The organism is Lentisphaera araneosa HTCC2155, from assembly GCF_000170755.1.
Classification (GTDB): domain Bacteria; phylum Verrucomicrobiota; class Lentisphaeria; order Lentisphaerales; family Lentisphaeraceae; genus Lentisphaera; species Lentisphaera araneosa.
Map to the genome: position 1 here is coordinate 29538 of NZ_ABCK01000016.1, position 19584 is coordinate 49121.

At 40.6% G+C, this 19584-nt stretch carries 11 protein-coding genes; 5 read left to right on the top strand and 6 right to left on the bottom strand.

Going from position 1 to position 19584, the window contains the following annotated elements:
- The first annotated feature begins 333 nt into the window (after positions 1-333).
- The gene (locus tag LNTAR_RS25905) at positions 334-984 is read left to right on the top strand and encodes a type II secretion system protein (RefSeq protein WP_007279719.1); all 651 of its coding nucleotides are present in this window, start codon (positions 334-336) and stop codon (positions 982-984) included.
- A 28-nt stretch (positions 985-1012) separates the two neighbouring features.
- Here the strand turns inward: LNTAR_RS25905 and LNTAR_RS25910 are convergent, their stop codons facing one another.
- From LNTAR_RS25910 to LNTAR_RS15745, 6 genes are all read right to left on the bottom strand, one after another.
- Complete coding sequence (locus LNTAR_RS25910) at positions 1013-3688, bottom strand: ATP-binding protein (protein WP_162026411.1); 2676 nt, start codon at positions 3686-3688, stop codon at positions 1013-1015.
- 317 nt (positions 3689-4005) lie between these two features.
- Positions 4006-5073, bottom strand: coding sequence for a sugar phosphate isomerase/epimerase family protein (locus tag LNTAR_RS15725; RefSeq protein ID WP_007279722.1), 1068 nt, complete (start codon positions 5071-5073; stop codon positions 4006-4008).
- Positions 5074-5380: 307 nt separating this feature from the next.
- Positions 5381-6850 carry a sulfatase family protein gene (locus LNTAR_RS15730; protein ID WP_007279723.1) on the bottom strand — a complete coding sequence of 490 codons (1470 nt, stop codon included), beginning with the start codon at positions 6848-6850 and terminating at the stop codon, positions 5381-5383.
- Positions 6851-7283: 433 nt separating this feature from the next.
- Positions 7284-8750, bottom strand: a complete 1467-nt coding sequence (locus LNTAR_RS15735) for a hypothetical protein (RefSeq protein WP_007279725.1) — start codon at positions 8748-8750, stop codon at positions 7284-7286.
- 614 nt (positions 8751-9364) lie between these two features.
- Positions 9365-10867, bottom strand: coding sequence for an arylsulfatase (locus tag LNTAR_RS15740; protein ID WP_007279726.1), 1503 nt, complete (start codon positions 10865-10867; stop codon positions 9365-9367).
- 92 nt (positions 10868-10959) lie between these two features.
- Positions 10960-12423, bottom strand: coding sequence for a sulfatase (locus tag LNTAR_RS15745; RefSeq protein ID WP_007279727.1), 1464 nt, complete (start codon positions 12421-12423; stop codon positions 10960-10962).
- 393 nt (positions 12424-12816) lie between these two features.
- Here LNTAR_RS15745 and LNTAR_RS25915 point away from each other — a divergent pair, with 393 nt between their 5' ends.
- The 4 genes from LNTAR_RS25915 to LNTAR_RS15765 all read left to right on the top strand — a co-directional run bounded on the left by LNTAR_RS25915 (position 12817) and on the right by LNTAR_RS15765 (position 19555).
- The gene (locus LNTAR_RS25915) at positions 12817-13467 is read left to right on the top strand and encodes a type II secretion system protein (protein WP_007279729.1); all 651 of its coding nucleotides are present in this window, start codon (positions 12817-12819) and stop codon (positions 13465-13467) included.
- Positions 13468-13768: 301 nt separating this feature from the next.
- Positions 13769-15847, top strand: coding sequence for a sulfatase family protein (locus LNTAR_RS15755; protein WP_007279730.1), 2079 nt, complete (start codon positions 13769-13771; stop codon positions 15845-15847).
- A gap of 11 nt (positions 15848-15858) precedes the next feature.
- Complete coding sequence (locus LNTAR_RS15760; RefSeq protein WP_007279731.1) at positions 15859-16746, top strand: alpha/beta hydrolase family protein; 888 nt, start codon at positions 15859-15861, stop codon at positions 16744-16746.
- Between the two features lie 28 nt (positions 16747-16774).
- Positions 16775-19555 (top strand): PA14 domain-containing protein, encoded by a 2781-nt coding sequence (locus tag LNTAR_RS15765; protein WP_007279732.1) that lies wholly within the window; start codon positions 16775-16777, stop codon positions 19553-19555.
- Positions 19556-19584 lie beyond the last annotated feature (29 nt).

Here is a 19584-nt window from a genome sequence, read left to right on the forward strand (position 1 = left end):
ATTAAATAAAAAATTTAATTAACTTTAAAGGTAATATAGTCGTTTAACAATTATAATTTTTGATCAATTAACTTATAATAATGAAACTATTGATTATTTATTTTATAATTTATTAAATTTAACTATATTATTTAACGACTACAGACTTAAAATTAAATATTAAGTATAATAAACTATGATTTAAGGCTCAGTTTATTTAAAACTAGATAAATACCTATAAATAAATTCGCTTATATTCTGTTTCATTTTTCGTATAAAACTATTCATTTTATATATTTGTTTAAATTATCTTATGTCTCTAATTTGAAAGACATTAATAATCTGGAGATTTAAATGACTAGAAAAACATTTTCACTAATAGAGCTCTTAGTTGTCATTGCCATAATTGGTATATTAGCATCTTTATTGCTTCCCTCACTCGCTAAAGCACGTAAAACAGCCCAGGCTTCAGTTTGTAAAAGTAACCTCAAGCAAATTACTCAAGCATTAATGATATATGCAATGGATAATAATAATTATGCACCAGCAGATACAAAATCTTCAAGTACAAATTTACAGTGGCACCGAACACTTTCGGTAAAAGGGTATTTGGATTTTAATGCTCAAAATAAAAAGACTATATATGAATGCCCAAATGGGAAGGAATTCACTAATAATTGGGAAAGTAACTATGCGCTAAATTTTCGATTAGGTCGAGGTAATAATAATGGTGGATCAAATCTCGATAGTAATCATTTTCAGTATCTCAGTAGGATGTATGGCGACAATTCTAGTGATACAATGATCATAATGGATGGTTACAGTACTTTTCGTTTCATACTTAGCACCGATATGGTAGATAGTAAATTGATCGAAGCTTCTCCAAATGTGGCACGTCATCAGTTGAGATCAAATATTTCTTATTTAGATGGTCATGTGGGCACTTTAAGTTATTCTCAGTTACTTACAAAAACCGATCATCTGGAAAGTTTTTGGACGCCTTAAAAATCTCAAATTAGTGATTTATAGTCATTCATAATGAATTGTTTTTTTGATCTATTTCATAATCAAGAAACCTTATTAGAATTTCAATAAGTTCATTGCGGTGAAAAGGTTTAAATAAATAAGCATCGCAAAGTTTGTTGATTTTATCAATATCTTCATTTAAAGCAGCTGCTGTCAAAGCAACCCTTGGGATACGGCTATTGATGGGATCATTTTTTAGATGTGTAGCCAATTCATAACCATCCATTACCGGCATCAAAATATCGTGTAAAATTATATCCGCGTTTATTTCGGCTTGTTTTTCAAGAGCTAATTGGCCATTTTCTGCTGTGTGTATTTTGAAAGGGAAGTCGGCAAGCATATGAACCAGTAGTTTAAGATTAAGTTTGTTATCATCAACTAATAATAGAGTGGCAGGCTTAAATATAATTTCGTTAATAGATGGAGTTGAGCCTGTAGATTTTTCTTTGTTTTGTAAAACTTTGACTTGTGTGAGTGTTAAAGTAAAGCATGAGCCTTCAGCGACTGTACTATTAACTGTTAATGAACCATTCATTATATCGGCTAATTTTCTGCTAATAGGAAGGCCTAGGCCCGTCCCGCCGTATACAGCCTGTGATTGTCCTTTAACCTGTTCAAAGCTGTTAAAAATATTTGGCTGTTGATTTATGGGTATCCCCTTACCAGTATCTTTAACGGTAATGATCAAATCAATTAAATCTTCTTGATTAGGTTTTGTTTTATAATCAGCGGTAATTGTAATCGATCCGGAATCAGTAAATTTTAATGAATTACTTAGTAAATTATTTAAAATTTGCCGTAAGCGATTTTCATCAAGTTCTAGGATTTTTGGCAAGTTTTTGTTTATACTTACGGTTAAATTTAAATCTTTTTTTGATATCCTATCGACAAAAAGTGTATGCATATCATTGATGAAGTCTGATATGTTTAAGGCTTCTAACTGGAGGGTTATTTTACCAGCTTCAATTTTTGAGAGGTCAAGGATATCATTAACTAATGATAAAAGAGAATTACTACTATTTGAAATGTTTTGAAGGTAAGACTTCCCTTTTTCACTCATGCTTACATTTTGAAGTAGGTCTGAAAAACCAATGATAGCATTCATAGGCGTTCGTATTTCATGGCTCATTTTGGCTAAAAAAGCACTTTTACTACGGTTTGCTTCATCGGCGGCAATTTTGGCTTTAGTTTGTTGGTTTAATAAATTTGTTTCGATAATTCGCATGTGCTCGGATTCTGCAAAACGAGCTGTGGTTATAAGTGTAACCCCATTAAGAATCATGACAATAAAAAAAACAATGCTATAAAATATTAGCATATGATTACTGTCTAAAAACTTATTTGTCGCGATAGCATTTATCTTCCAGTTATAATCATAAAAAGAAAAAGACTTAGTTTTAATAAAATAGGGATCGGTAGTTAATGTTGAAGTCAATTCATTTTGATTCAATGTGTTAACGTTTTTATTGAAACAGGTATCATTAATTACTAAGACTATATCATCTGTAGAAAGGTAGTTAGTTACATATTTGGTTAAATCATTAAGGTAAAAATCTAGAGATAAAAAGCCTTTGAAATTCATTTTTCTTTCTGAAGGAGTCTCTTTGATGCCACCATTATAAATTGGCATAAATACGGAGTGCATTTGAGTTTTATCTTTAGCATGTATGACAAATTCCTTGCCACTCTCCCTAGACAAGAGAAGTTTTTCTTTGTGAATTGGAGAGATATAAATGCCTACTTTTTGCATGGAGTTTGTGTTGAGCGAATTCTTCTGATAGGTACTGACTAAGTATTCATTACTCTGTATGGGAGTTATTAATTGGTTTTCTTCAAAAGCGTCACGATTTTTAGAAATCACTAATTGATGCCAAGTTATTAATGGAGAATGAGCCTGGTTTAAAGATTGGTTATTGGTGAAAGTATAAAATTCTTTCTCAGTAACTTCTTGACTACTTTCGTAAAATGCTCGTATATAAGCGAGAGAGGTGGAGTACTGATCAATATGATTAATTAAACTCGTAGTCATGATGGTAGCTTTATCATGAAAAGTGTAATGCATGTGTTTTTTTTCACTATTATCAGCTAAATTGAGTATTAAAGTCATTATCGCATAGGCGACTAAAGCTGTCAAAGTTATTGGTAATCGACGTTTTTTCCAGAATGGATTATCTTGTATTAACCAGGTTAGGCATAATGTGCTAATAGCAACAACTCCCAGCATATCACCGAACCACCACGTAAGGAAATTATTGAGTAAATCATGGGTAGGGATTATCTTGAAGGCCCATAAGGTAAGATTACCTATAGATGCATTAATAATTGTTGAAACAACTGCACCGAAAATAAAAAAAAGAGTGATATTATAGCTAGTATTTAAGGCTTCTGAAAATTTTGCATAACGTTTAATTAATTTAGAACCAAAGGCACTTTGTAGCATAGCGCCTATTCCGATAACTAGATTGATAAAAATTATAAGTGGGTCATCAAAACCTTGTTGTGTGGAATTTGCTAAGAATGAGCCAATGCCAATACCAGGCAATATACTGTAACCCTTACTTAAAACAGCGGCTAAAGCTAAACCTGAAGCAGGCCAGATTGGACTAGAATAACCGGGCCCGATGGCTATTAAAAGAGAGGTTTTTGCTAAGATAAAGTAGAGCAATGCGATTAACATATTCATCGCGATTATTGATCGATATTCTTTATTACCCAACATAAAAACCCCCGTAAAACGTAAATATATAAAATAAAGTCAAACAAAATATATATATTTAATTTTATAACTTTCTGTTGTTAAACTACAGAACTCAAAACCATAATACAATTTTTTGATGGCATTAAATAAGGGTCTTGTGAAATTTAAACACAATTATTCATAGTGTACTATGAATAATGAAAACATAAATCCTGCTTATATCTCTAAAAAATTCTGGAAAGTCTTTCGTTTTATTGCCGCAGATTTTTCGGATTCTCAAATCAGTGATTGAATCCCCTTAACTATTTCAGGCCTAATTTGAGCGTGTTTTTACAGTAGTCCAAGCTGTTTTCTAGATCAGTTAACATGAACTCTTTGCTGTGCCTATCCTTATGAAGGTGGAGTGGCGCTTTTTTCCATTGTGTCGCTAATTTTTCGAAGGCTTTATAGTCGACGTCACGTATATCTTGGTAGTTCTTCCAGAAGGCTTCATCAGTTTTTGGAGCTATCGTTTTCCCCCAAGTCGAAATGATTTCTAGTTGCACAGGTGCATCGGGACAGAGTTTGCGCCATAGCTCAAAATACTGCGTCCAATCAACAGAGCCTTCCCCCATTTTACACCAGTTGGCGGTGATGCCACCCGTATCATTTTTAAAAATAGCTGTATCCCTAATGCCACTCGATAAAACATAGGGACCGAGGATTTTAAGGTTCTCAATAGGGTCTTCAAGTGTAAATGCGGCGTTGCCTGGATCGATTGTTGCACCGACGTAATCTGGGCCAGCACGCTCGATGAGATCCTTTAATTGATAAGCCGCCATGTCACCAGCATGATTTTCAATGGCAATTTTAATACCATGATCTTTAGCATAGGATTCAACAGTTTTACACACAGTGACGACGCGACCCATATGGGGCTCTAAGCCCTTGGGTTCACGGCGTAGTTCAGCAGAGCCCATATAACACCGAGCCACATCGGAACCAACTAAGTTGGCAATTTTAATGGCAAGCTTAAGGTGCTCTATGTCCGTGCCCCATTTGTCATTATAGTTTTTAACAGATCCACAAATCCCTCCTGTGCCTGCTTGGATCTTTATTCCCAAACTTTGTGCTTTTTTAGCCAAATCTTTGAGGTAGGCAGGGTTATGGCTTTTATAGACATCTAAATCTGAAAACAAAACGGTGTCTAGCTTTTGCTTGGCGGCATAATCAAGTAATTGGTCAGCGTCCCAATTCCAGGCACGAATGCTAAAGTTATCAAAACCGAGGGCTAATTTTTTCGGTGAATCATTAGCTGGTGATTGGCATGACTCAAAGAAGAGTCCTGCGCCAATAATCGCTGAGCTCTTTAAAAAGGTTTTTCGGTTCATCGTCACTTCCTAATCTAAAGTCTTATTAATTTATCTGAGGATAAGATATCAACCGATCTAATACTTGACAACTCATCTACAAAACAATGTTTTTTACGATCACCCAGAATAAAGGGCATGATGCGACCCATACGAGAAGGACGCTGTCCCTCTCGAGCTCTCCCTGCAAGGATTTGCCAATCTTTGACCAGGCGACTAGGGGCGTTGCCACGCTTTATGGGGAATTATGATGTTTTTTACCTTGATCCACAACAAGGGCTATGATGCGTTCAAGCGCTCCGTAAACGTGAGGAACTTATGATTTCTTTTACTTTTCTTTTTGAGCTTGTTTCTCACGCCATTTTTTGATTTGGCCCTGGTAGTCACGGTGCTTAGCAAATTCGTCGAAATGAGGTTCATACTGAGGCTGATTGACCCAATCTGGCTTGCGAATAGTTTTGATTTGTGGTGGCATGGGGTAATCAGCACCTTTTAAGCTGGCCTCTATGTTTTTATGAAGCTTATCAAAGTCAGCTTTTAACTGGGTAAACTTTTCGGGCAACTCTTTGGAGAGGTCTTTAGTCTCGGCGCGATCTTCCACGATATTGTAAAGTTCGTAATAACGCTTTTTGGTGGTTTTGTCGATGAGTGAGACAATTTTAAAGTCGTTATCGATGTAGCCTTGAAGCTTACCATGTAGCTGAAAGAAGGCCATCGCCTTGTCGCGAGTTGGTAAATCTTTTTTGAAGACGGGAACGAGGTCAATGCCATCGATGGGCTGGAGAAAGTCTTCTTTTGGGAGATTTAAGAGGCTGGCAATAGTGGGGAAGATATCTGTTGTACATGCCGGGAACTTAGTGATTCGCGGTTCGATATGTCCGGGCCATTCAATAATCCCGGGAACGCGAATGCCACCTTCATAGAGATCACCTTTTGCACCTCGGAGGCCACCCATACCATGTTCGATATCATGCCCGTGATATCCCCCATTGTCACTACAAAACCATAGGATGGTATTTTTTTCAATGCCCATCTCTCTTAGGGCAGAGCGCAGAGCTCCCACAGAGCGGTCAACGGCTACGAGCTCGGCTAATACAGATTTGACGCCATTGCGAAGATCCAAATTTTCAAAAGGAGCTCGGTCTTCTGGTAAGGCACGACAGGGGTAATGGGGGGAGGGGTACCAAATGAGTGTGAGTGAAGGACGATCAGCTTCGTGTTGAGCACGAATGTATTTGATGGCCTCAGCAACGGCAATATCGGACGTATCTCCTTTAAACTGTTCAAAAACACCATTGCGACTCATGAGGGGATCCATGTCGTAAAAATTCGTCATCGACAACCAATTTTCAAAACCAAAAGTTCCCGGGCCAAAGGGATCGTCTTTGAGAATTGGCACACCCATTTGACCAACGCCATCCAAATGCCACTTGCCAATGTGATTGGTGGCATAGCCGGCTTTTTGAAGTGCTTCACCTAAAGTCTTTTCTTGATGACGCAAGCGGAAGCCGTGATCAATGACACCTGTACGCTGAGGTATTCTTCCTGTGAGCACACTGGCGCGGGTCGGGGAACAAACGGCATTCGCTGCGTAAAAGCGATCAAAACGCAGGCCATTTGCGGCCATCGCATCCAAGTTTGGCGTTTTTAAGTAGGGGTGATTATAAAAACCCATTTGGCCCCAACCTTGGTCATCGGTCATGAGCAAGACGATGTTCGGCTTTTTGTTATCATCTGCGTGAATAAGAAAAAAGTTGATCAGTAGGACTGAGGCGATGCTGAGTAAAGTCTTGTTCATAAGGTTCCCGTTTTGTTTCATAGCTGCTTAGTTATACTCAAGTGAGCCCACTGAAAAAATTTTCTACGTATATATGAAGTTCTGTGAGGTCTGAGCTTTCTCTTGCTGAGTTTGTTTGCAGCTTCTAAGCGGATCTTAACAGGGTAAGTATGAACATAGAGAGAAATGTGTTATCTCGGCATGGTTTTTCTCAGGTTTACCTAGGAGCTAGTATGACGAATTATGCGCCGTTCCATCAGAACGGAGTGGGGTGTGAAAACGAAAGCCTTATGGTTGACAAGTATAGTTTGAGTTATGCTTCGTACCTTCGGCACGAGGACTATTTTTCTCAAGACAATAGCAATGCTGTTCAATGGGTATTCAAATCAAATAAAAAACTCCAATAAGTTTTGTAAAACCTATTAGAGTTAGAGTGGATAAAGGAAGCTTTTGTTTATTTAAAGTTCACTTCAACGCGGTCTAGTACGGGGTGAATGAGTTGATCCTTGAGTTTGTTGTGAATACTCGTGGTACGGAATTCAAATTGGAAAGATTGGCTGGCGGGTAGCGAACTACAATCAAGTGTAGCTGGATCCACGTCAACGATGCGAGCAAAGCCAGGCTTTTGAGTGTAGCTTTCCTTGATTTTTTGCCAATCAGTCCATTGATCGACCTTGCCGTCACCATTGCTATCGGCACCAGCTCTTACTTCGAGGCCGTCGAGCCAAGGACCTGAACTAACGAAGTCAGTTTTTTGCTGCATGACAGCGTAAAATTTACCTTCGGCAAAACCAATGCTTGGATCGGGGTGGAAACCATCGCCCATAGAACCTGACCAAGTAAACTCTTTGTTGAGATCATTACCGGTGAAACGTCCCATTTTCATTTTTTGTGAATGGTCAGCAGGGTCATAGTCGCAGAAGATGTGATAGTCCTCACCAATCTTGATCATGCTATAATCACCATAGGCATTTTGCTTAGGTTCATGGATTTCGTATTCGAGTATGCCTGTACCATTGACGGCTTTTGTGGCTCCATGTTTGAAGGTGCCTTTTTTGCCGGTAGGAGTCGTTCTGTGGTCAATGATATTTGGGTGTTGGCCAAAAGTGAAACCCTTGATACCATCGGGACTACTGACACGTCCCGCTAAAGGCGAGTCCCAGGCATTTTGCTGAGCATTAATGGGACTCCAATCTTCGTAAATGAGGTGGAAAGTGCCGTCTTCATCACGAAAAGCCGCAATGTCTGAACCATGCGTGGGATCATCAAAAACCTTACCCATTTCTTGGCCGATTTTGCCATCCTTTAAATCTGTATCAATGATGAGGTGAGGATCTTGGTCATTGGGCTCATCATAATAGATATAAAATTTGCCGTCTGCGTATTCCGCAGTTGTCACCCATCTGCTATTAGAAATGGGTCCGCAATGAGTCCAGCTTTTGAGGTCTGTACTATGCCAGCTATGGTAGCCACCAATTGGTTTCTTGTCTGGATTTTCTTTATAGTATTTATTGAGGAAGGCTTTTTTCTCTTTTTTGTCGAGTCCTTTAGGGTACTTAACTTTAGGTTTTGGTGGCTGAGCAAGGATGTAATAATCACCAGGTGCAACGGGAAGAAAAACATAAGCATTGCCTAAGCCCGGGGGAGTGATGTCGTCAATTTGTTCCCAGTTATCCCAAATTGCGGATTGTTTGAATTGAATATTATCGAGTTTTTGTTTCTCGTCAAAGCTTTTGATAACACTCGAAAATTGAGCATTTTTAGCTTGGGGTTGAGCTAAACCATTTTCTATTTTGAGTTCACTAGCCTGAGAAGTGGCAGCTTTCCATTCTTCATTACTATCAATGCGCCATTGATTTTTTGCCGATAATGAGGTGCTTAAAAGTGCTGCGAGACAAAATGCCGTAGAGAATTTTTTCATTTTTAAACCGTAAATTTTATTGTTAGATAATTTAGATACGTAAGCTAGGCATTCCTTTGGATGCTTAATGAAAATTAATCTCTTAAAAATTTCTCTAGATAGGTGATCAATGCACCGTTCCTTCAGAACGGGTGGGGGGAGTAAAATTACGATCCTATGGTTGAAAGAGGCTGTGTGAGTTTTTTTAAGGTACAAAGTACCGGCATGCAATCGCGTGTGGCGTCAGCCACACACGTATGAGGAAACAGTTTTTATCCGCCCGTATGGCAATACCTCGTGGATGTGAGTCCGGCATCTGTCGGGCCCAAGTTTGGGCCCTTACAAATTTGATGTTTACAGTCATGCCCCTCATGGGGCATGCTACATTCTATCGGACTCACAAGTGAACCCTGATTCACAGTTTATGAAACCATAGCTTGAGTTATGCTTCGTACCTTCGGCACGATCGTAATTGCCCCTTAAAAAAGGTTTTCGATTAGATAGAATAGAGGGCAAGATGCGACCCATACAAAGGGACTCTGTCCCCTCGATCTCCCCTGCAAGGAGATGCCTCCCTTGACCAGGCAAGCATAGTGCTTCGCCCCTTTTCTAGGTAATTATATAAAGCTATGAATTTACTTTTTCTTCTTTTTCTGTGGCTTTTTGACTGTGGCACGACCGTGATTTAACTCGAGGTCACGCTTTTTCCATTCAGTTAACATGAGCTGCATTTGCTCAGGGTGACTTTCGCTTAGGTCATTGCTTTCGATACGGTCAGTTTCGAGGTCGTAGAGTTCTTTGGCATTGATTAATTTCCACTTGCCCATGACGAAGGCTGTTTTTCTGTTAGAAAAATTCTGATAGAGGAATTCGTGTTCGGGGCGTTTTTGGCCCTTGAAGCTTGGCACTAAACTAATCCCACGAACTTTGGCCGCTTTGTTGCCTTTGTACTCTGAAGGGTAATCAACCTGGGCTAATTCGCGAAAAGTCGCGTGGAAATCAATGAGGTGACCTCTTTGACGATTGAATGTTCCTGGAACTGTAATGCCAGCAGGCCAGTGAGTAATCATGCTTGTGGCAATGCCGCCTTCGTGCTGGTTTTGCTTATACATACGGAAGGGAGTGTTACAAGCATTCGCCCAAGAGGCAGGGTAGCAAATATACGAAGCTGGATCCCATGGCATGAGATTATTTTTTTTAGTGGGTTTACGAGTTCTATCGAAGGGGCAGGCACCATTATCACTCAGAAAAATGATCAAAGTATTGTCGAGGATTTTTTCGTCGTCTAGTTTTTTGACCACGCGACCAATGTTTTGATCGACCACATCAATCATGGCGGCATAAGCGGCCATGCGAAGATCCATGTCTTCTTTGACTTCCTGGGAAAGTTTGTCCCAGCTTTTGATATTGCTTTCTGGTTTCGAAAGTTTCATGTCTTGGGGGATAATGTTGAGTTCTTTCATACGTTTAAAGCGTTTTTCGCGAAGCGCTTGCCAACCCTCCATGTACTTGCCACGGTATTTCATGACATCTTCTTTCGGTGCTTGAAGGGGGTAGTGGGGGGCATTATAGGCCATGTACATGAAGAAGGGTTTTTCTTTCTTTCGTTCATCTATGTATTTGATGGCGTAGTCCGTGAAGGCATTAGTACTATAAAAATCTTTGGGCATTTCGTAGGGTTGTTCGTCCTCAAAGTAGGAGTAACCACCACCTGTACCTTCTCCGTTAAAGAAGTTGGTTGCCCCCTCATGAAAACCAAAATAACGTTCAAAACCGCGGTCCATGGGCTTATCAAAAATATGCCATTTACCCACCATCCAGTTTTGGTAGCCGGCTAAGCCGAGGTTTTCGGGGATGGTGACCGTGCTATGATTATCTTTGTATGTTTCAGTATGGTAGCGACCTGACATGAGGCTCGTACGCGTTGTTTCGCATTTGGAGTTGTTGGTGAAGTGCGTGAACTTAATTCCTTGAGAGGCGAGCTTGTCTAGGTTGGGCGTATCAATCTCACTACCAAAACAGCCAAGGTCGGAATAACCCATGTCATCCACAAGGATAAGCATGATGTTCGGTCTTTCATCGGCACTTATAAAAAAGGGCAGTATGAATATAGTAAAAAGTGCGAAAAGTTTGTGCATGATTATCCTCATATTGATATCTTAGTGATTGAATTAATTATGATACTGATGTTCTGTAAATGGCTAGGGAAAACACCAGTATAAAAAAAGCTTTATTTTTTCTTGTTTTTCTTTCCTTTTTTAGCTTTCTGTGGTCCGGGAATATAGGAGCTACTGAACTTTTGAAGCTCTGTACTAAGTTGAGCGACAATTTGAGTGTGCTCGGGGTTTGTAGCTAGATTGATGGTTTCTTCTGGGTCAGTTTCATGATTGTAGAGTTCTTTGCCGGCTTGGCCCTTGTTCCATTCAGTATAGCGCCATTTCTTGGTTCTTATGGAATAGCCCTGCTTGTCAGCGCCATGGTGGATTTGAGTTATGGCGGGCTTGGTCCATTTCGTTTGAGCATTTTTGAGTAGGGGGCTCAAACTGACGCCTTCTAATTCACTGGGGATTTGGAAACCAGTTGCTTCGACGAGAGTGGGATAAATGTCGAGTAACTCGACGGGGCTTTTGCAAACTTGTCCCTTACTGAGTCCAGGAGCTGCAATTAGTAAGGGCGCACGAGCTGAACGTTCAAAGGCTTTGCGCTTGAACCAAAGTCCCTTCTCACCGAGGAAGTAACCATGGTCGGACCAAAAGACGATAATCGTCTTGTCCATTAAATTATTTTTTTCGAGAGCCTCAAAAATGCGACCGACCTGAGCATCGATAAAAGAAACGGTTGCGTAATACGCAAGTTTACATTGTTTGGCTTCGTCACGTGTGAGTCCTTTATAGAAGTAGGGCCAGCGTTGGCCTGCATCGCGTTGAATGGCCATGGCGGGGACGTCTGCGAGTTCTTGTTTGGCTTCTTCGAGTTCTTGGAGTTCAATATCATTGATGTCATACATGTCGAAGTATTTTTTAGGAGCGACATAAGGACAATGCGGGTTGAAAAAACCTGCGGCAATAAAGAAGGGTTTATCTTTGTTGGCTTCTATCATTTTGATGGCGCGATCCGCTACGAGGCCATCGGTGTGTTCATTATCTTTGCTAACAGGGTCCCACCAAGCCATGGAAATGCCTAAGCCACCTTTTTTACCCGTTTTTCCTCCGGGGTAGCGGATGATATTTTCCTCCTGTGTGCGGTCAATTCCTTTGGGGTTGAAGCGTTCAGTCCAAGTTTGCTCATCATCATTACCATTGGTGCCAATATAAGTTGGATTGCCGTAGTGATAGATTTTGCCGACTCGACCAGAGTAATACCCCTGCTTTTGGAAGAACTCTCCCATGGTGACGAGATTGGGGATGCGACCGCGCAGTTTACTATTGAGAGTCCAAACACCGAGTGTATTGGGGCGTAAGCCAGACATTATACTAGCGCGACTTGGACCACACAGAGGTTGTTGGCAGTAGGCGCGATCAAAAACTGTGCCCATTCTAGCTAGTCGATCGAGGTTGGGAGTCTTCACCTGTGTATTTCCATAAGGGCCAATATCACAGTTGAGGTCATCGGCGGAGATAAAGAGTACATTCATTTTATCTTTAGCGGCAAGGCTAGTGACAAAAATGAGGCATAGGCAGAATAAAGACTTCATAGTTTTCCTTTTAAATGTTAATTGAATTAACTACACCGCGGAATAAAAAATGTTTGAGCTTAGATTTAGTTTTTTGATGATTGTGCCTGTTTGTGCTTTCATCGCAAGCCTCAACTCAAGCTTCTTTGCAGAGTTCATTAACCATCCTTTTAACAATCTAAACACATTTTGTCGATTGTGAGATGTTTTTCTTAAGAGGTTCGCGATAGTCCTGAGTGTAATGAGCCTTATTTCGAAGATTTTCACACTTGGTGTATATTACGTAATATAGTTTATTTACGTAAATATATGTAAAAATAAATGTAATAAGACTTGAAAAAGAGAGAAAAAGTTCATATCTTTAAAGCAATGGAGGGCATTTATAACTGAATTATTAATAAGGTGCCTATGAAAATGAGATGCAAAAGATTCACTTTGATTGAACTTTTAGTGGTTGTGGCGATTATTGGGATTTTAGCCAGTTTACTTTTGCCAACATTGGGTAAGGCGCGTGAACGTGGTAAATCAGCAGTGTGCTTGAGCAACTTAAAACAGGTTGGAGTCGCCACTTTTATGTATGTAATGGATAATGACACTTATTTTCATAAAGGGCACCATAAGGCCCCACAGTCTTACGAAGAATATCTTGGGATCTCAACGAAAATGTGGGAATGTCCCTCAGATAAAGGGAATTGGGCCAATGGTGGTGCAGTGGTGCCAGATGGTAGAACCACTTATGAACGCAGGGGCAGTAGTTATCATTGGAATGAGAATGCCGCTTATGACAAAGACAAATCAATCAACAATGTAACGGTCCCTAAGGATTATGTTTTAACAAGTAGTAGGTCCCTAATGGGCTCGTGGGGTACAGGAAGTAACCCAGCGAATGCTCCTAATAATTTCATGTGGCACTTTCCGGGCACATTAAAATTCCCCATGCTCTTTGCCGATGGCCATGCGAACTTCATTTATTACGGTCCAGTTTTTGATACTATTCCAGCCTATTTTAAGTACCTTAACTATTCTAAAGGTCAGTATCCTTTTTATTGTAATGACACCTTCTAAATAAATTACATGGACTGTAAGTCCTAGAGAGTTGAAGCAAGTGAGTTATTCACTTGCTTTTTTAATGGTGAATTCCTCTTCAAGTTTATCTAGCTCGCCTGCTTGAATTTGCCCGTTAGAGATAACCAGAGTTTTCAACCGCCCATTTCACATAGCCTCTCCCGCCAATGGGCTAAGCTATTTATGCCTACGGTATTCACCTTCAGTATGGACATTAATTAAATTTAAGGAAGCCTGTTAAGAAAGCGTATGACGAGGTTAACTAATTGATAAATAACTTTAATTATAACAGGAGACTGACATGGTCAATAAAATTGTAGCTGCACTTCTCATGAGTTTAGTGGGGCTTGCTAATCAAGTTGAGGCTAAGGATAGACCCAATATCGTTTGGATAGTGAGTGAAGACAATGGCGCGCGTTGGTTAGGAGCCTATGGCAATCCAGCTAAACCAACTCCCACACTCGACAAAATGGCTGCGGAAGGTTTTCTGTTTACCAATACTTATGCGTCAGTACCTGTATGTGCTCCTCAGCGTTCTACTTGGATTACGGGGATCAATGCTATTTCAATGGGGACTCAAGGTATGCGCAGCGGCTTTAATGTTCCTGATAATATTAAATTTTATCCCGAAATTTTTCGAGAAATTGCTTATTATACCAGCAAGGGTAATGACGCTAAGAGTGATTACAATTTGCGTAGTCCGCGCAATCCAAACGATACCTGGAATGACCCCAAGAAAATTGTTTGGGAAAACTTAAAGAAAAATCAGCCTTTTATCCACGTTTTTAATACTCATGCGACGCACGAATCACGGTCTTTTGGCGGCTTTAATCCGGAAAAAGATAAAGTAGCGAAAGCGCAGAACTTAGCTTCTTATCATCCCGATCTTCCAGGGATGCATTTCGTCTATGACAAGTATAATAAGTGTTTGCAAAAATTAGATGGTGAAGTCGCGGGTTGGCTCAAAGAGCTAGAAGAAAACGGACTCGCGGAAAACACAATCGTCATTTATTCCTCTGACCATGGCGGTGTTTTACCTCGTTCAAAACGTTACCTCTACAATAGTGGAACTCATTGCCCCTTGATTGTGCGAATTCCGCAAAAATTTAAGCATCTCTACCCAGCTAAACAGCCAGGGATGAAAGTGGATGAACTCGTGAGTTTTACTGATTTTCCTAAGACTTGGTTGAGTTTGGGTGGAGCGAGTGCTGAACAGCTCAAACAAATGCAAGGGCGCGTTTTCTTAGGAAGTCAAAAAGAAGCTGAGCCCGAATACATTTTTACTTTTAGAAATCGCATGGATGATCGCATGGATATGGTGCGTTCCGTTCGCGATCATAAACACCTATATATTCGCAATTATATGCCCTTTGTCCCTAATGGCCAATTCTTGCCCTATACCTACAATATGGAAGCCACTAGGGCTTGGAAGCAATACTTTTTGGATGGCAAAGCGAGTAAGATTGAATCACGTTTCTTCGGCAAAGATCGAGCGAGCGATGAATTTTATCTTTACAATGAAGATTACGACAATGTGAAAAATGTCGCTTCCGCTCACCAAGCTGAGATTAAAAAAATGCGTCAGGCGCTACGTGAATGGCAACTGAAAATTTTCGATAGTGGCTTTTTATCAGAATATGATATGACTAAAGAGCTGAGACAGCATGAGCTCACTGCTTATGAATACGTGCGCAAACCCGATTTGTATCCCCTCGCGGAATATATTGACATGGCGGATAAATCGCTCGAATATGACCCCTCAAATATTCCTTTGTTTGTGAAGTCTTTAGACGATAAATATATCGGTAAACGTCATTGGTCGATCTTGGGTCTTTTGAACTTGAGTTTTGCAGGTAAGCTACAGGCTGACTCCAAAGCGCTTGCGGCGCTCGAGTCCTTTGTTAATCGCGAGGGTGAGTCCGTATTGCAACAGGCCTATGCGAGTTGGGTTCTTATTCGCGAGGGCAAAAAATCTGCGGGGCTCGCAAAAATTCGGGAAATAGGAAAGGACAAAAAATATACGAGAACGATGGTCAATATGCTGGATTGGATTGATTTCAACGATATAAAACCCGTGGCCATTGAGTACTTCATCAAAGGTGAAATGGGCGGGGTTGATGCTACTCGAGTTTTAGCCAGTGTTTTAATTGAAGATGGTTCACCAGAATTAGCGGAATTGACTAAGCAATCGGAAAGTCTTCGTCACAAAATTAAAGCTAAAGAGGGACGTATTAAAAAGCTTAAAGCAGGTAAAGAGAAGAAGTATTCGCCGGAACGCGTTCAAACAGAAATTAAAAAAGCGCAAGCTGAATTAGATCAATACGAATCCGAGCGCAATGAGGTCCTCGATAAAATGAGAGCTTTTATTAGCCAAGTATAAGGGAGGATCAAATGAAGTGTTTTATTAGCATCATTTTATTGACTTTTGCACTGAGTGCAAAGGATTTACAAGATGGGGAATACTTTATTCAACAGTCTTGGGCGCAAGAAAAGAATTATCAACGTTCCTATCTTGTGCAAGTCCCCGTGGAAAGCTCCAAAAAGAAAAAACCCGTCTTTATATTCTTACATGGTAATGGGGGTAAAGCAGCAGCGGCTATGAAGAATTTTATGAGGTCGGAAAGGCTGTTGAAAGATCATTTTATCATGGTTTTCCCTCAAGGCTATAAAGCGAGTTGGAACATCGTTTCGGAGCGAGCCAAGTCGAATGATCTAGTCTTTGTGGAATCGATCATTAAGGATTTACAGAAGTACGATAATGTTGATGCGACTCATTTCAGTATCATGGGTAATTCCAATGGAGCGGCTTTAGTGAATCAAATTGCTATTGAAACACAAATGGCTTGTATAAAAAATTACATTTCAGCTGTGAGCCCCCTCAATGGCTACCAATACGATGGCAAGAACTTTAAAAAACGGGGGCATGATAATAATTATCGCGAAGTAGCCAAGCCACTCAAAGGGATTCGCCTATTAAATATATCTGGAACTCAGGATGGCTTAGTTCCCTATGAAGGAGGCGACTCTAAACGAATCCCTGCTAAAGACGGAAAACTTCCTTTTGTCGCAGCTGAGGAATCAATTTTTATATGGGCCAAAGCGATGGGCTATACGGGAGATAAGTTAGAGAAGGGTGAGCGATTAAACAAAAAAGTAGAAAGATTTTCTTACCTAAATGGGGACCTGATTCATTATAAAGTCGATGGTGGTCACGGTGCAGGAGGGTCCATAGGAGATGCTCTATTACTGGAGTTTCTATTAGGTGAATCAGTCAGATAAAAATCATAAAAAAAGTTAGAGTTGTGTAATGGAAATAGATTTTAATTGTCATGGTTGTGGCTTGCAGTTGGCGGCTCCAATTGAGATGGCGGGCTTGCATGTGCGTTGTGATCATTGTGATGTGAAGCAAGAAGTGCCTGCGAGTTCACAAGAAATTAGTTTTGCTTGTGGGGGTTGCGCAAGATCTTTATCAGCTCCAATCAACTACGTAGGCTGCAAAGTTCGTTGCGATCATTGCGAAACAAAAATGCTTGTGCCAAAAGCGGGGGATGAAGCTCGAATCATAGAAGAGACAAAAATTCATGTAGCTTCTCATCCCACACCTTTAGATCCAGTAGATGTACATAGCCCTGAGCCAGAGCAGGAGATTGATTTAGAAAATATCATGGATCGTGAAGAAGTTTCTCACTTAGACACTGAAGATGACTTAGAAGTAGAAGATGAGTGGGTCGAAGAAACTCTTTCGAAAAGAGCTCAGAATGCACTTAAGAATCAAAAATCCAGAAGTCCTTTGCCCATTATTCTTGTGCTTATCTTCTTACTTGGAGGGGGCGCATTTTTTGCCTATAATTCCATGGATAAAAGTGGAGATTCATTAAGTCAAACCAATGAAGTAAATCTTGATGCGCCAGTGGAGCTTGGACCCGTAAAAGAGCCCGAAGAACTCAATCAAAATTTGGAGGTGTCAGAACCATTAAGCCAAAACAATATTGAAATTGTAGACCGCATGGTTCAAATGCCGAAACCGCTAGTCATGAGGGATTGGCTGGAAGTATCCCAGAAATATTATCAATACATTATGCGTCCTGGCTATGAACTTGATGGGCACTTACTGATGCAGGTTCAGCCACGTGGGAAAAATCCAGGACAGTTTGCGATTAGCGCAAATTACCTGCAGAGTCGTGCGGGCAAGAAGGCATGGGATTGTGAGTTTTACGATAATATGGAATTTGCGGGAACCGCAAGCGTGAGTCGTTTGGATGAGGATGTTAATTTTAACTGGAAGCACGGTAAACCTTTAGATGAAATTGCTCATGATCGCTTTACAGTGAGATGGTCAACGACTCTACAAGTACCTGAAAGTCGAACATATAAGTTCTTTTTGAAATCAGATGATGGCTCGCGTTTGAGTATAGATGGAAAGCAGGTCATGGGGAAACTCGATGGCTTGGTGAAGACCTCCCACCAAGCGCAACTTGAGAAAGGCAAAGAGTATAAGCTAGTTGTGGAATATAAAGAAGTAAGTGGCGATGCTTACGTCTACTTAAATTGGGATTATCAATCCGCAGAAGAATTCGAAGAAATGAAGCGCAATACCACATTTGATTTGCGCATGCCTTCGTATCGACATAGTAAGCCAGGTGGGGAGATTTTCACTAATGTTTCTTCAGTAGTGGGCGCAAAAATGGTGGGCTTAGATCCCGTTAAATTAGTGGGTTTTGACATACTAAAATCCGTTAAGCTTTGGTTTGATGAAAAGCATGGACTCTACCGTCATGGACCAGGACAGAAGAGTCCAGAACTGCACTCCGGGATCTATGGTTACTGGAGTTCTGTCTATGGCGTCATGCTAGCGGATCTTTTTCCCGAAGATCCAGATTTTCTCAATCAAGTGAAGGCGTCAACAAATGCCTTTTTAACTATTGCCAAAGGCTTGGGTTGCCCAGATAATCCCAATTTTGATACCTTAGGTTTTAATTTCGAGACGAATGGGCCCGGAGGACGTAAGGAGCCAATGAATCGCTACGGGAATTCTCCTATAGTGGCTTGGATGAACTTGTTGGGTTATCAGCTGCAAGGAAATGAAGAAATGCTGGAATGTGCACGTTCAGCGATGCGTTATTATACAGAAAATCCTGGACGTTATGAATTGACTCACGTAATGGCTCCTTATGTGGCATCTAAACTCAATGCAGAACATGGAGATCAATTTGATTTGGCATTGATTTACGATGTTTGGTTTGGTGGAGGCGGGGAAAAGAAAATCTGGCAAATTACAGCAGGAGAAGAATTCGATGGCGTGACCGTGGATGGGCTTGACGGGGCGATTTGGAAGAGCGGTAACTTTCTTTGTTTCACAATGGGCTCACTTAATGGTCCTGCATGGTTGCTACCCGCATTGCGCTACGATCAAACTTATGCCCGTGCTCTTGCCAAATATTCATTAAATATGGCCAATTCAATGCGCTTGATGCAGGGTCATACACTCGACTGGAATCGTCAGGATCACAAAGATTGGAAAGATAGATTTGACCCTGAATTCCTCTTGTTTTACGAAGCCTTGGGAAGCTCAGAGTTTAGTGACAAACGGATGTATAGTCCAAACGCAACGGGTGACCCCATTCGTTTGGGTTGGGGGACTCCTAAAGTAGAGCGTAAAGATTATTTAGCTCAGAAGAAAGAATGGTTTTCTAAAACTTCGAATAACCTCGGTATGTATATGGGTAATCACGTGGGTTTATTAGGTGCGATTTGTGAGAAGACGAACGTGGAAGGGGTCTTGCGTTGGGATTGCTTAAAAACGGAATGGTTACATGAAGAAGCTCACCCCACATTTTTGTATTGGAATCCTCACGAGACTAGTCAAGAAGTCAGCATAAGGCTGAGCGACAAACTTAAAGGACCAGTGGATGTCTATGATAGCGTCAGTCAAAAGTTTGTCGCCACAGCTCTGACTTCAGGTCAAACAATTAAAATGGAAGCAGATCAAGCCATGGTTTTAGTGATGGTACCGCAGGGAGCAAAAATTAGCCACGATGGTTCTCAGCTTAGCGCTAATGGCATAGTTATTGATTATCAGCTGAAGTGATTTATTGGTTTTCTTTAACTGTCTACCAA

Coding starts and splice junctions, on each gene's coding strand:
- LNTAR_RS15755 (WP_007279730.1), top strand. CDS start 13,769: ATGGTCAATAAAATTGTAGCTGCACTTCTCATGAGTTTAGTGGGGCTT.
- LNTAR_RS15745 (WP_007279727.1), bottom strand. CDS start 12,423: ATGAAGTCTTTATTCTGCCTATGCCTCATTTTTGTCACTAGCCTTGCC.
- LNTAR_RS15725 (WP_007279722.1), bottom strand. CDS start 5,073: ATGAACCGAAAAACCTTTTTAAAGAGCTCAGCGATTATTGGCGCAGGA.
- LNTAR_RS25905 (WP_007279719.1), top strand. CDS start 334: ATGACTAGAAAAACATTTTCACTAATAGAGCTCTTAGTTGTCATTGCC.
- LNTAR_RS25910 (WP_162026411.1), bottom strand. CDS start 3,688: ATGAATATGTTAATCGCATTGCTCTACTTTATCTTAGCAAAAACCTCT.
- LNTAR_RS15740 (WP_007279726.1), bottom strand. CDS start 10,867: ATGCACAAACTTTTCGCACTTTTTACTATATTCATACTGCCCTTTTTT.
- LNTAR_RS15765 (WP_007279732.1), top strand. CDS start 16,775: ATGGAAATAGATTTTAATTGTCATGGTTGTGGCTTGCAGTTGGCGGCT.
- LNTAR_RS15735 (WP_007279725.1), bottom strand. CDS start 8,750: ATGAAAAAATTCTCTACGGCATTTTGTCTCGCAGCACTTTTAAGCACC.
- LNTAR_RS25915 (WP_007279729.1), top strand. CDS start 12,817: ATGAGATGCAAAAGATTCACTTTGATTGAACTTTTAGTGGTTGTGGCG.
- LNTAR_RS15730 (WP_007279723.1), bottom strand. CDS start 6,850: ATGAACAAGACTTTACTCAGCATCGCCTCAGTCCTACTGATCAACTTT.
- LNTAR_RS15760 (WP_007279731.1), top strand. CDS start 15,859: ATGAAGTGTTTTATTAGCATCATTTTATTGACTTTTGCACTGAGTGCA.